At 72.1% G+C, this 13,097-nt stretch carries 13 protein-coding genes; 8 read left to right on the forward strand and 5 right to left on the reverse strand.

Annotated elements, in window-relative coordinates; translation table 11 throughout:
• Positions 1-23 precede the first annotated feature (23 nt).
• Complete coding sequence (locus ACIO3R_RS08910; protein WP_385039899.1) at positions 24-407, forward strand: ATP-binding protein; 384 nt, start codon at positions 24-26, stop codon at positions 405-407.
• A gap of 147 nt (positions 408-554) precedes the next feature.
• On the opposite strand, the gene dapC is transcribed toward ACIO3R_RS08910, so the two are convergent.
• Positions 555-1,652, reverse strand: a complete 1,098-nt coding sequence (gene dapC, locus ACIO3R_RS08915; protein ID WP_385041412.1) for a succinyldiaminopimelate transaminase — start codon at positions 1,650-1,652, stop codon at positions 555-557.
• A gap of 143 nt (positions 1,653-1,795) precedes the next feature.
• Positions 1,796-2,116: a ferredoxin gene (gene fdxA, locus ACIO3R_RS08920; protein ID WP_018956287.1), complete on the reverse strand. Its 321-nt coding sequence runs from the start codon at positions 2,114-2,116 to the stop codon at positions 1,796-1,798.
• A gap of 117 nt (positions 2,117-2,233) precedes the next feature.
• Here fdxA and ACIO3R_RS08925 point away from each other — a divergent pair, with 117 nt between their 5' ends.
• On the forward strand, positions 2,234-3,235 hold the full coding sequence (locus ACIO3R_RS08925) for a GNAT family N-acetyltransferase (RefSeq protein ID WP_385041409.1): 1,002 nt from the start codon (positions 2,234-2,236) through the stop codon (positions 3,233-3,235).
• Positions 3,236-3,239: 4 nt separating this feature from the next.
• A complete protein-coding gene (locus ACIO3R_RS08930; RefSeq protein WP_385041406.1) occupies positions 3,240-4,079 on the forward strand; it encodes a transglutaminase-like domain-containing protein in 840 nt (279 codons plus the stop codon).
• Between the two features lie 24 nt (positions 4,080-4,103).
• Here the strand turns inward: ACIO3R_RS08930 and ACIO3R_RS08935 are convergent, their stop codons facing one another.
• The gene (locus tag ACIO3R_RS08935) at positions 4,104-6,119 is read right to left on the reverse strand and encodes a GTP-binding protein (RefSeq protein WP_402104620.1); all 2,016 of its coding nucleotides are present in this window, start codon (positions 6,117-6,119) and stop codon (positions 4,104-4,106) included.
• 405 nt (positions 6,120-6,524) lie between these two features.
• Here ACIO3R_RS08935 and ACIO3R_RS08940 point away from each other — a divergent pair, with 405 nt between their 5' ends.
• From ACIO3R_RS08940 to thrS, 3 genes are all read left to right on the forward strand, one after another.
• Positions 6,525-7,208, forward strand: a complete 684-nt coding sequence (locus ACIO3R_RS08940) for a hypothetical protein (protein WP_402104623.1) — start codon at positions 6,525-6,527, stop codon at positions 7,206-7,208.
• 152 nt (positions 7,209-7,360) lie between these two features.
• The gene (locus ACIO3R_RS08945) at positions 7,361-8,065 is read left to right on the forward strand and encodes a class F sortase (RefSeq protein ID WP_402104626.1); all 705 of its coding nucleotides are present in this window, start codon (positions 7,361-7,363) and stop codon (positions 8,063-8,065) included.
• 122 nt (positions 8,066-8,187) lie between these two features.
• The gene (thrS, locus tag ACIO3R_RS08950) at positions 8,188-9,504 is read left to right on the forward strand and encodes a threonine--tRNA ligase (RefSeq protein ID WP_402104878.1); all 1,317 of its coding nucleotides are present in this window, start codon (positions 8,188-8,190) and stop codon (positions 9,502-9,504) included.
• A gap of 160 nt (positions 9,505-9,664) precedes the next feature.
• On the opposite strand, the gene ACIO3R_RS08955 is transcribed toward thrS, so the two are convergent.
• Complete coding sequence (locus ACIO3R_RS08955) at positions 9,665-10,867, reverse strand: MFS transporter (RefSeq protein ID WP_385036462.1); 1,203 nt, start codon at positions 10,865-10,867, stop codon at positions 9,665-9,667.
• An 84-nt stretch (positions 10,868-10,951) separates the two neighbouring features.
• Between ACIO3R_RS08955 and ACIO3R_RS08960 the strand changes: the two genes are divergently transcribed.
• Together ACIO3R_RS08960 and ACIO3R_RS08965 are read left to right on the forward strand one after the other, a co-directional pair.
• The gene (locus tag ACIO3R_RS08960; RefSeq protein ID WP_402104630.1) at positions 10,952-11,530 is read left to right on the forward strand and encodes a sugar O-acetyltransferase; all 579 of its coding nucleotides are present in this window, start codon (positions 10,952-10,954) and stop codon (positions 11,528-11,530) included.
• A 20-nt stretch (positions 11,531-11,550) separates the two neighbouring features.
• Positions 11,551-12,108, forward strand: coding sequence for a TetR family transcriptional regulator (locus ACIO3R_RS08965; protein ID WP_363031477.1), 558 nt, complete (start codon positions 11,551-11,553; stop codon positions 12,106-12,108).
• Positions 12,109-12,221: 113 nt separating this feature from the next.
• Here ACIO3R_RS08965 and ACIO3R_RS08970 read toward each other — a convergent pair whose 3' ends face one another.
• Positions 12,222-12,881, reverse strand: a complete 660-nt coding sequence (locus ACIO3R_RS08970) for a class I SAM-dependent DNA methyltransferase (RefSeq protein WP_402104632.1) — start codon at positions 12,879-12,881, stop codon at positions 12,222-12,224.
• Positions 12,882-13,097: the final 216 nt, after the last annotated feature.

Below are 13,097 nucleotides of genomic sequence, written 5' to 3' on the forward strand. Positions count from 1 at the left end.
TCCCAGCCCGTCGAAGGAGCATCATGTCCCTCCCCCTGACCCGTCGGATCGTCCGTACCGCGCTGCTGATCGCGGCGAGTGCGGCCCCCCTGGTCGGTGCGGCCGGCGCCGCGGGTGCCGCGGAGCTCGCACAGGCCCCGGAGCTCGGCGGTCTCACCAGCCTCGACGGCGCCGGTCTCGGCAAGACGGTCGACGGCGTGTCCAAGCAGGGCGCCGAGACCGGCGGCAAGGTCGTCGGGACCACGCTGCCGGTGGCGAGCAAGACCCTCGGCGAGACGGCCGGCAAGGCCGCCCCCGCCGCCACCAAGACTGTCGGCAAGGCGACGACCGGCGGGGCGACCGGCGCCCTCGGCGACGCCACCAAGGGCGGCCTGCCCACCGACGGCCTGGGCCTGCCGATCGGCTGATCCGCACCACGGCGGCAGAAACGCGCGAGGGCCTCGGGAGTGCGCACTCCCGAGGCCCTCGGCCGTTCCCGTACGGGCCGGGACGCGGCCCGCCCGGCCGCGGACAACAGGCCGCCGGACAACAGGCCGCGGTCGCCCGGCAGCCGCTCAGCCCAGCCGCTTGACCGCCGCCGCCACCCGCTCGTCCGTGGCCGTGAACGCCACACGCACGAAGCGGTCGCCCGCCGGCCCGTAGAAGTCCCCCGGCGCCACCAGGATGCCGAGCTCCGCCAGGTACGCCACCGTGTCCCAGCACGGCTCGTCGCGGGTCGCCCACAGGTAGAGGCTCGCCTCGCTGTGCTCGATCCGGAAGCCGTGGGCCTCCAGCGCCGTCCGCAGGGCGGCCCGCCGGGCCGCGTACCTGGCGCGCTGCTCGGCCACGTGCGCGTCGTCGCCGAGCGCCGCGACGGCCGCCGCCTGGACCGGTGCGGGTGTCATCATCCCGCCGTGCTTGCGGATCAGCAGCAGCTCGGCCAGGACGGCCGCGTCGCCCGCGACGAACGCGGCCCGGTACCCGGCGAGGTTGGAGCGCTTGGAGAGCGAGTGGACGGCGACGACGCCCTCGTACGTACCGCCGCAGACGTCGGGGTGGAGCACCGAGACCGGTTCGGCCTCCCAGCCCAGCTCCAGGTAGCACTCGTCGCTGAGGACCAGCACGTCGTGCTCGCGCGCCCAGGCGACGATCCGGGTCAGCTCGTCCTTGGCCAGTACCTGACCGGTCGGGTTGGACGGCGAGTTGAGCCAGAGCAGTCCGAGCCCGGCCGGGTCCAGCTCGGTCGGGTCGTCGTACGCGACCGGCTCGGCGCCGCAGAGCCGGGCGCCGACCTCGTACGTCGGGTAGGCGAGCCGCGGGTAGGCGACCCTGTCGCCCGCGCCGAGGCCGAGCTGGGTCGGCAGCCAGGCCACCAGCTCCTTGGAGCCGACGACCGGCAGCACGTTCTCGTGCGCCACCGAGACCGCGCCGAGCCGCCGCTCCACCCAGCCGGTCAGCGCGTCGCGCAGCGCGGCCGTCCCCCACACCGTCGGATAGCCGGGGCTGTCCGCGGCGGCGACGAGCGCCTGCTGGATCAGCTCGGGCACCGGGTCGACGGGCGTGCCGACGGACAGGTCCACGATGCCGTCCGGGTGGCTCACGGCCGTCGACTTGTAGGGCGCGAGCCTGTCCCAGGGGAAGACCGGGAGGCGGGAGGAGACTGCTGCGGACACGGATCTCTGCTTTCTTGTACGGGGTTCGGGCTTTCCTGTACGCGGTTCGGACGCGGGACACGGCGGCGGGAGTGCACAAACGCCTCGGTCCCGCACGGTGACGAGCCGTACGGGACCGGGGTGACGCACGTGCCGGGACGCTGCTACTGGTTCTGCGGCGGCAGCGCTGCGATGAACGCGTGGTCGCGCTCGATCAGACCCAGCTTGGAAGCACCACCCGGCGAGCCGAGGTCGTCGAAGAACTCGACGTTCGCCTTGTAGTAGTCCTTCCACTCCTCCGGGGTGTCGTCCTCGTAGAAGATCGCCTCGACCGGGCACACCGGCTCGCAGGCTCCACAGTCGACGCACTCGTCCGGGTGGATGTACAAGGACCGCTGGCCCTCATAGATACAGTCGACGGGGCACTCTTCGATGCAGGCCTTGTCCTTTACGTCGACACAAGGCTGCGCGATGACGTAGGTCACGCTGTCGTTCCTCCTCGGTAGGGCGTTGGCTCTCGCGCGGGAGCGCGGCGTCGTCGATGCCCGCACCTAGTATCTCCGTTCCCGGGCACGATCCGAACAGGAGGGGCGGACAGAGCTGTGGAATTCACCATCGGCGGACGACTGGAGATCCGGATCACACCTGCTGACGTGGGCAAACGGGTCTCGGTCCGGCGCCTGCTCCAGGAGGGTCCGCAGGGACCGAAATTCACTGACACGGTTGGTGTTCTCACATCGTGGGACACCGGTGTGCTGTCCGTCACACCGAAGAGCGGTGATTGCGTCCGCATCGTGGAATCGTCCCTGGTGGCGGGCAAGGTCGTACCGTCCGCGCCGCCCCGCCGGCGCGGTCCGGCGGCCTCTTTCGGTGAACTCGCCGCGGTGTGCGCGCGTGCCTGGCAGCCGGTGGAGAGCGAGCCGCTCGGCGACTGGCTGCTGCGCGCCGCCGGAGGGTTCACCCGGCGCGCCAACTCCGTACTGCCGCTCGGCGATCCGGGCGTTCCGCTCGACGCCGCGCTCGCGCGGGTCCGGCAGTGGTACGCGGACCGGGGGCTGACGCCGTACGTCCAGACCGCGACCGGCGCCGCGGGCGCCCAGGAGGAGCTGTGCGCGGCGCTGGAGGAGCGCGGGTGGCGGCGCGAGGTGACGGCGGAGGTGCGGATCGCGGCGCTGGCCCCGATCGGTGATCTGGCGGCCGAGGTGTCGCGGGTGCGGCTGAGCCGTACGGCGGACCCGGCGTGGCTCTCCCGCTACCAGCGCTTCGAGACCCCGGGCCCCGAGGTGACGGCGGTGCTGGGCAGCGGTCCCTCGGTGTGGTTCGCGACCGTCCCGGGCGAGGCCGGGGACGCCGCGCCCGCCGCGATCGGGCGGTGCGTGGTGGACGGACGGTGGGCCGGTTTCATGGCCGTCGAGGTGGCTCCGGAGCACCGGCGCCGGGGCCTTGCCACCACTGTGATGACCGCGCTGGCCCGGCAGGCGATGGACGAGGGCGCGTCGGCGGCCTGGCTCCAGGTCGAGGCGGAGAACGAGGGCGCCCGTGCGCTGTACGACGGGATGGGGTTCTCCACCCACCACCGCTACCACCACTTCCGGCCGGCGTAGCGCGATGGCTCCCGAGAGGCACGACAGGGAAGAGATCCGCCGCCGGTTCGCCGAGGAGGCGCGGGCCGAGCGGCCGGACCTGGCGCTGCTCTGCCTGCTGCTGGGCGCGGAGGCTGATCCCGCACTGGACGCGAACGGTACGGACGCGGCGCAGATCGAGCTGGACCGGCTCGCGGGTCTGCTCCCGTACGGGCTGCGCGGCGGCCGGGCCTGGGCCTCCGCGCTGGCCGAACTGCTCGGTGAGCGGTACGGGTTCGAGGGCTCGTCGGCGGACTACCAGCGCCTTGAGTCCTCGCTGCTGCACGAGGTGCTGCGGCGCCGGCGCGGGCTGCCGATCCTGCTGTCGGTGGTGTGGATCGAGGTGGCCCGGCGGGCGGGCGCCCCGGTGTACGGCGTGGCGCTGCCGGGCCATTTCGTGGTCGGTTTCGGTGAGCCGGAGGAACGGGTGCTCGCCGATCCGTTCGCCGGTGGCCGTCCGCTGTCGGGCCAGGACGCGGAACTGCTGGTGGCGGGCGCGACCGGGGAGCCCCTCGACGCGTCGATGCTGGTGCCCGCGCAGCCGCTGGAGACCCTGCTGCGGATCCTGAACAACATCCGGGGCTGGGCGGCGGCCCGCCCGGAGCGGACGGACGTGGCGCTGTGGGCGGTGGAGCTCTCCCTCCTGCTGCCGTCGCACCCGGCCCGGCTCCGGTTCGAGCGGGCCCAGCTGCTGGTCCGGAGCGGGGAGTTCCTGCGCGGGGCGGCGGAGATGGAGGAGTACGCGGACGTGGTCGCGGACATCGAGCCTGCGGCCGCGGAGGCGGTCCGGCGCAGCGCACGGGCGGCCCGGTCCCGCCTGAACTGAGCGGGGGCCGGGCCGGCCGCGTGCTCAGTCGCCGGACGGGCCCGGCCCCCTCAGCGCCGTATGCAGCAGGTACTCCTTCCGGTTGAGCGGGTCGCGGTCGGTGCGGGACCGCCGCGGGAGGCTGCCGATGACCGCGCGGTGGGAGGCGAACGCGGATTCCAGTACGCCTTCGCCCCCGGTCAGCGACGGGAGCCGCTGCTGCAGTTCGTGCACCCTGGCCGCCGGGATCTCCCCCTCCAGCACGCAGCGGGCGCCGTCCACGGACGGGGGACCCGGGGTGGCCGTCAGGTGGGCGAGAACCGGCAGGAGCGGGCCGAGCGCGTCCGCGGGGAGTTCCAGCCGGAACCGGTGCATCGGCTCGTACACCGTGGTGCCGGCCCGCTGGAGCGCGGCCATCAGGACCAGCGGGGTCAGATTGCGGAAGTCCCCGGCCGTGCTCGACATGGACTTGTCGAAGGTGCCGTGCGCGTGGCTCTGGCGCGGCCAGTAGCCGGAGTGCGTCATGGTGACCGTGCAGTCGGTCACCTGCCATCCGTACAGGCCCTGTCCGAGCGTTTCGTGCACGGTCTCCTCGACCGCCCTCATCAGGGAGTACGGCATGGAGCCGAGCTCCACCCCCAGCCGGTAGCGCACCCCGCTGCCGGCCGGCGCGGGATCGACGCGCAGGCCGACCGTAGCGAGAAAGGGATTTCCGTCCTTGCCGATGATCTCGAATGCGGCACCGGTGCCTGACGGCCTTTCCAGACAGATGGTCGTGGTTTCGCGGAAGGCGACGTCGATACCGAATTCCTCCGCGAGCGTCGCCTCGATGACCTCCTTCTGCACTTCTCCGTAGAGCGAGACGGACACCTCCTTACGGACGTCGTCCTGACGCAGATTGATCAGCGGATCCTGTTCGGCGAGCCGCGCGAGTGCCATGTGCAGTTCGCCCCTGGAGGCGGGCGGGGCGGGCACCACCACGGATTCCAGTGTCGGCGGGGCGAAATGGTGCTCCGCCGCTTTGCGTACGACACCCACCGCATCGCCGATCCGGATGCCCGGGAGTCCCCGGAGCTTCGCGATCCGCCCCGGCCCTGCCGATGCGCTGCGGATGGCCGAGCCGTACGCGAAGACGTCGATCCCGGTCACCTTGCCCTCGCCCGCCGCGGCCGGCCCCTGTCCGAACGGCAGCCGGTCGCGGGTCCGTACGGTCCCCGAGAACATCCGGACGTACGCGAGGCTCTCGCCCGCCGGACCGCGTTCGACCTTGAACACGGCGGCGGACACCGGGCCGTCCGGATCGCCCTGCGCCGCGGGCAGCAGCTCCTTGATGCCGCTGGTCAGCGCGGCGGTTCCGGCGCCCGTCGCGGCCGAGCCGAAGTACACCGGGTGGACGACCGCCCGGCCGGTCTGCGCCGCCAGCTCCTGGTGGAGGCGGGCGGGCGCGATCGACTCCCCGCCCTCGACGTACGCGGCCAGCAGGGCGTCGTCGTGCTCGGTGAGCAGCTCCGTCAGCCGGCCGGTGAGCCGGTGGTCGGCGGGCGCGTAGGACGGGCAGAGCGCGTCGCGGGTGCCGAGGCCGGTGCCGGCCGGTCCCATCGCGACGGCGTACGGGGTGAGCTTCTCCGCGATCTCCCGCAGCACCTGCCCGTACCGGGCTCCGGCGCGGTCGGCCTTGTTCACGAAGACGAGCGTCGGAATGCGCAGCCGCCGGAGCGTCCGCATCAGGACCCGGGTCTGCGCCTGTACGCCCTCCACGGCGGAGATGACCAGCACGGCGCCGTCGAGCACGCTCAGCACCCGTTCCACCTCGGCGATGAAGTCGGGGTGACCGGGGGTGTCGATCAGGTTGACGGTGACGTCGTCGATGTCGAACGAGACGACCGCGGACTTGATCGTGATGCCGCGTCGCCGTTCGAGCGCGAGGGAATCGGTCTGCGTGTTCCCGTCGTCCACGCGGCCGAGCTCGTCGATGATTCCGGCCGTGTGGAGCAGCCGCTCCGTCAGGCTCGTCTTACCGGCGTCGACATGCGCCAGAATGCCAAGATTCAGCGTGTGCACGGAACTCCATGTTCTCAGTGGCGGTGTGAATTCCCGTCTGAACGAACATGTGAGATCGGCGCATGGAGGTCTCCTGGTCCTGTCGGCTGATGCGGCGAGTACAACAGCGGGCCGGCCGGCGGTGCAACCCATTTACCGGGGCCCGGTCCCGATTCCGGCGCGGTGAGATTCCGTCAGTGAACGGCTGGTCGGGAAAAGTCCAAACCTCGCCCCGGCGCGCCATGCCGTCCAACGGGTGATTATCCGATCTCCGCCACTCGATGAGCCCATGGTGTAGCTCCAATGCGGCGCTCTCCGATGGCGCGCCCCGGCGTTCCGACTGACGGTGGATCACGTAGCCACTGCGCCACTTCGAGTCGGCATTCCGTCACTCCTCGCAGTCGCGACGAAAGGAAATGTGTTCAGATGCGCTCTGCCCGCACACTGTTCGCTTCGGCCGCCGTCACGGCGGTCCTCACGGTCACCGCTCCCTCCGCCTACGCCATCGCCGTCTCCGACGACGGGGGGCACGACAGCGGCTCGTCCTCCAGGAGCGAGGACCACGGGAAGTCCGACGAGGGCGGCAAGTACAAGGACCACGACAACGAGAAGCCCCGCGGCGGCATGCACGCCGGTGGCGGCGCCCTGGCCAAGGCAGTGGCGGGCGACCGCGACGAGCACGGCAAGTCGGATGACGAGGGCCGGAAGGACGACGAGGGCTGGAAGAAGGACAAGCCCCACGGTGGTGTCCACACCGGTGGCGGCGCGCTGTCGATGACGGTCGCCAAGGAGTGGCAGCCCGGCAACGACGAGGGCGGCAAGTACAAGGACGAGGACAACGAGAAGCCCCGCGGCGGCGTCCACACCGGCGGCGGCGCCCTGTCGATGACGGTCGCCAAGGAATGGCAGCCCGGCAACGACGAGGGCGGCAAGTCGGACGACGAGGGCTGGAAGAAGGACAAGCCCAGCGGCGGCATGCACACCGGTGGTGGCGCGATGGCCGTGACCGGCAGTGGTCTGGCGGCCGGTTCGCTGCTGCTGCTCGGTGGCGTCGGCGTCGGCGCGTACAAGCTGCGTCGCCGTCAGGCGACGGGCGGCGCGATGGCCTGATCCGACCGCACTGCCGGCCGGTCGCTCCACTGTCGCGGCCGCCGTCCCTCCGGACGGCGGCCGCGGCGCCTTCGTTTTCCCCGCGTCCCCGCACCCGCACCCGCACCGCATCCACGCCACCGCTGTCCCGCGCAGACGAAAGGCTCGTTCCCATGGCCGCCCCGCAGTCGCCCGGTTCACCCTCCTCCCGGACTGCCTCCGACACCACCACGCTCGGCCGCTCCCTGCTCTGGCCCGCCGCAGCGGCCGGGCTCGGCATGCTCCTCATCTACAGCTCCATCGGCTCCCCGGCCGACGACAAAGCACCCGCACCGCCCTCGGTCGCCGCCCCGGCCCCCGCTCCCGCCGCGTCCTCCGCCGCCCCGGAGACAGCGGCCCCGGGACCGTCCCTGCCGCGCTCCGTACCGAAGCGGCTGCGGATCCCGGCGATCGCGGTGGACGCGCCGTTCACCCCCTTGTCCATCGGCGGCTCGGGGCGGCTCGACGCCCCTCCCCCGAACGACAAGAACCTGGCCGGCTGGTTCAAGGACGGTGTGACGCCCGGCGAGCGCGGGGCCGCGATCGTGGCGGGCCACGTGGACACGACGACCGGTCCCGCGATCTTCCTGCAACTGCGGTTCCTGCGGCCCGGCTCCACGGTCGACATCACGCGCACGGACGGCACGGTGGCCACGTTCAAGGTCGACACCGTCGAGACGTTCAGCAAGGCGAAGTTCCCCGACAAGCGGGTGTACGCCGACACCCCGGACGCCCAGTTGCGCCTGATCACCTGCGGCGGCAACTACGACAGGACCGTCAAGGACTACGAGGACAACGTGGTCGTGTTCGCCCACCTCGACTCGTCCACGCAGGGCTGACCGCCGTACTCGGGTGCCCCGCGCGAAAAACCCCGCGCGGGGCACCGGGGCTCCCTGCTAGCGTCCCCCGCATGAAGCGTGCCGCTATGACGACGACGCCGGAGAGTGTCCCGGCGCGCTGACTGCTGACCAGTCCGAAGCCCCGGGGCGAGTGCCCCGGGGCTTCTGCTTGCGGTGACTCGCCCCTCGTCCACGAGGAGACCGCCATGCACGACCACCGCAAGCTCGGCCGCGAGCTGGAGCTGTTCGACACCGACCCGCTGATCGGCGCGGGGCTGCCGTACTGGCTGCCCGACGGCGCGGCGCTGCGGCACACCCTGGAGGAGTACATCCGTACCGCCGAGCGGCTGGCGGGCTACCGGCACGTGTACTCGCCGGTGCTCGGCAAGCGGGAGCTGTACGAGATCTCGGGGCACTGGTCGCACTACAGCGACGACATGTTCCCGCCGATGGACCTGGGCGGCGAGCAGGTCGTGCTGCGGCCGAGCCTGTGCCCGCACCACGCGGTGATCTACCGCTCCCGCTCGCACAGTTACCGCGAACTCCCGCTGCGGATGGCCGAGCTGGGCGGCATGTACCGCTCCGAGCTCTCCGGGGTGCTCGGCGGGCTGACCCGGGTGCGGGCCATCCAGCTGAACGACGCGCACATCTTCTGCACCCTGGACCAGGTCGCCGACGAGGCGCGGGCCGCGCTCGACCTGATCCGCCGGGCCTACGGAGCACTCGGCATCCGCGCGGCCCGCTTCCGGCTCTCCCTGCCGGGGTCCGGCGGGAAGTACGTCGCCGCGCCGCAGATGTGGCAGCGCTCCACCGCGCTGCTGACCGGGGTCCTGGACGCGTCCGGGCTGCCGTACGAGCGCGCCGAGGGCGAGGCCGCGTTCTACGGTCCGAAGATCGACGTCCAGGTCGCCGATCCGGCGGGCCGGGAGTCGACCCTGTCCACCGTCCAGGTCGACTTCCACCAGCCCGAACAGTTCGATCTGCACTACATCGGGGCGGACGGGGCGAAACACCGTCCGGTCATGGTGCACCGCAGCATCATCGGCAGTGTGGAGCGGGCCGTCGCCCACCTCATCGAGCAGCACGGCGGCGCGTTCCCCGGCTGGCTCTCCCCCACCCAGGTCGTGATCCTGCCGGTCTCGGACGCCGAACTGCCGAACGCAGAGGAGCTCGCCCGCCGTTGCACCGCGCTCGGGCTGCGCGCCGAGGTCAGCGGCTGGGAGCGCGGCAGCCTCGGCGCCCGTGTCCGGGAGGCCCGGCTGGTGCCGTACCAGGCGGTCATCGGCGCGGCGGAGGCCGCTGACGACCGCGTCGCGCTGCGCCTGCGCGACGGGCGGCGCCTCGACCCGCAGCCGGCCGGCGAGGCGCTCGCCCGGATCGGCGCGCTGGTCGCGGCGCACAGCACCGCGCTGTGGGACGAGAGCGCCGTCCCGGTCTAGGGCCTGTACTGGGTTGTCACGCGGAAGAGGGAGCGGGGCTGGGTGCGTGCGATCGCACGGCGCCGAAACGCTCTTGTAGCGGAGCTACCAGGGCGTTTCGGCAACGCTGCGAGCGTGCGTGCCCAGCCCCGTGACGCCGCGGGACAACCCCATACAGGCCCTAAGGGGTGACCGGCACGGCCTCCGTACCGGCACGGCGGCCGGAACCGAGTGCCCCGGCCAGGGTCGAGGCGACGATCAGCAGGGCGAGGACGACGGTCATCGTGAGCCGGAGTCCGATGTGGTCGGCGAGGAAGCCGAGCGCGGGCGGGCCGACGAGGAAGGCGACATAGCCCGCGGTGGAGACCGCGCCGACCCGCGCCGCCGCGTCGCGCGGGTGGTCGCCCGCCGCGGACACGGTGACCGGGAAACCGAGCGAGGCACCCAGCCCCCACAGCACCGTGGCGGCGCCCGCCATCACCGGGCTCGGCGCGACGATCACCACCGCCAGGCCCAGCGCGGCGACGACCGCGCTGATCCGGACGACCTGGGCGGGGCCGAAGCGCTTCAGGAGGGGGCCGCCGGCGAAGCGGCCCAACGTCATCGAGGAGGCGAAGACCAGGAAGGTCAGCGAGCCGGCGGTGGCGCTCACCTCGTAGCCGTCCACCATGAGCAGCGGCAGCCAGTCGTTGGCGGCTCCCTCCGCGAAGGCCATGGCCAGCACGATGACCCCGATGAGGACGAGCCGGCGGTCCCGCCACACCGCGAACTGGCCCCGCCACCCGCCCGGTCCGGCGGTGCCGGCCGTCTCCTTGCCCGTGCCGTGCGGGATCGCGCGGACGGCCCGGACCGCGGCGGCGGTTATCAGCGCAGCGACGACCGTCAGGTGCCATCCGACGGGGAAGGCGGCCGCGGTCAGCCCCATCCCCAGCAGCGCCCCGACCACGGTGCCGAGGCTGAAGCAGCCGTGCAGCACCGGCAGGACGGGCCGGCCGATGACGCTCTCGATGGCCGCGCCCTCGATGTTGAACGCGACCTCGGCCAGCCCCATCCCGCCCCCGAACAGGGCCAGTCCGCAGAACACCCCGCCCGCCAGGGACAGACTCGTGCCCGCCGCGACGACCAGGAGCCCGGCGACGATCAGCGAGGCGCCGACGCCGATCGCGGCCCGGCCCCCGTAACGGCGCACCAGCGGGCCGGAGGCCGTGACACCGGCCATCGATCCGGTGGACAGCCCGAACAGCACGAGGCCCATCGAGCCGGTGGACACGTCGAGCCCGTCCCGGACGGCCGGGGTGCGGGCCACCCAGGACGCCATTCCGGTACCGGCGGCGAGCATGAAGAGAAACAGTGCGGTGCGCCAGCGGCGTGTAGCGGCATCCATGGCAGCGGGGCCTCAGCAGACGGGTCGAAGAATGAGGAAGGTCGAGAGCGTACGATCGTACGCCTGGAGTGTACGATCGTACGCATGACGGATCACTTCGCGGGGGATTCCCGTACCAACCATGAGCGGATGCTCGCCGGAGACCTCTACGTCTCCGACGACCCGGACATCGCGAAGGCCCAGCAGCGCGCCGTGCGCCTCGCCGCCCGGTACCTCGCGGCCTACACGGAGGACGCCGACACCGCGCAGCCCGTCGTCGCCGAACTCCTCGGCGGGATCGGCGCGGGCGCGCACATCCGGCCGCCGCTGTACGTCGACTACTGCACGTACATCACGGTCGGCGAGGACACGTTCATCAACTACAACCTCACCGCCCTGGACGTGGCTCCGATCAGCATCGGCCGCGACTGCCAGATCGGGCCGAACGTACAGTTGCTCACCCCGACCCACCCGGTGGAGCCGGAACCGCGCCGGGACAAGCTGGAAGCGGCCAAGCCGATCACGATCGGCGACAATGTCTGGCTCGGCGGCGGAGCGATCGTGCTCGCCGGGGTGACCATCGGGGAGAACAGCGTCATCGGCGCCGGAGCCGTCGTGACGAAGGACGTCCCCGCCAACGTGGTTGCCGTGGGCAATCCGGCGCGGGTGATCCGCTCGATCTAGACCTCAGAGAAAGAAGCACCGTGGCGACCGGAAGGAACGACCCCGAGCGGCGGGAGCGCATCATCACCGCCGCGCTCGACCTGATCGCGGAGGAGGGGGTCGCCGGGACGTCGCACCGCAAGGTCGCCGCCCGCGCCGGGGTGCCGCTCGGCTCGATGACGTATCACTTCGGCGGTATGGACGAGCTGCTGCGGGAGGCGTTCATCCGCTTCTCCAGCAGCATAGTCACCGTCTTCGAGGAGCGTCTCGGCGCCGCGAACACGCCCGACGAGGCCCGGGAGGCGGTGGCCGGTCTCGTCCATCACCTGTCCAGCGGCAACCAGCGCGAGCTGGTCCTCACCCACGAGCTGTACACCCTCGCGGCCCGGAAGCCCGCCTACCGCGAGCTGACCCGGGAGTGGATGCGCCGGAGCCGCCGCGCCCTCGAATGGCACTTCGACCCGGCGACGGCCAGGCAGCTCGACGCGCTGATCGAGGGCCTGTCCATCCACCGCGCCCTGGAGACCGAACCGCATGACCGCGCCCTGACCGTCGAGGCGATCGCCCGCATCACGAAGGGCGCGAGCGGGAGCCCCTGACCCGCACCACGAGACCCCTGGCCGGCACCCCACCTGACCAAGGTGCCGGCCAGGCACGCGGCCCGGAACATGGCCCGTACCGGCCAGGTCAGCGGACCGGATCAGGATCCGGCTCAATCCGTGGGAGCAGGGCCGACGGCGGTGGGCCGCCGTCCTGCCAGGCACGCCCACGGCCACCGCTTCCCCTCGCCCAGCATCCGCGCCGTGGGCTCGAATCCGGCCCGTCCCAGCAGCTCGCCGACCCGGTCGGGCGACAGCAGATGGATGTCGTAGGACACCCCGCCATCGCGCTCCGGCCCCTGGTACGGCTGGTCCTCGCCCGCGTGGAATCCCAGCAGCAGCCGGCCGCCCGGGGCCAGCACCCGGTGGAACTCCGCGAACAGCTCCGGCAGCAGGCCGGGAGGCGTGTGGAGGATCGACCACCAGGCGACAACTCCCCCCAGCTCACCGTCCGGGAGGTCGAGCGCGCCCATCGAGCCCACCTCGAAGCGCAGCCCGGGACGGGTCCGGCGGGCGATGTCCACCATCCGGGGCGACAGGTCCACGCCGAACACGGAGAGGCCGAGGCCGTCCAGATGTGCCGTCACATGCCCCGGTCCGCAGCCGAGATCGGCAACCGGCAGCCCACCGTCGGCCCGCACCTCCTCCGCGAACCCGCCGAGCATCGCGCGCCCCCACACATCCTGCGCGAAGGCACCCGTCACCCGTCCGGTGTACTCCTCGGCCACGGTGTCGTAGTAGGCCCGGGTCGCAGTCAGCGCAAGATTCGTCACGGCGCACGATCTTAGGGCACCGATCCCGGCCCCGGGGACTTCCGACCGACGCGCAGGACGCCAGCGGCTCCGACGAACATCAACTCCTAAAGTCAACGGCACCCGGAACTGAGCGCAGAATGGGTCAATTGCCTTTCCACTGAAGTTAATTGTTGCGGACAGCCGGATCGGTTGAGGCTCCTGTTGCACACCTCTTGACGTTTCCCGGGTGACCCC

It is taken from the genome of Streptomyces sp. NPDC087428 (genome assembly GCF_044744085.1).
Lineage (GTDB): Bacteria > Actinomycetota > Actinomycetes > Streptomycetales > Streptomycetaceae > Streptomyces.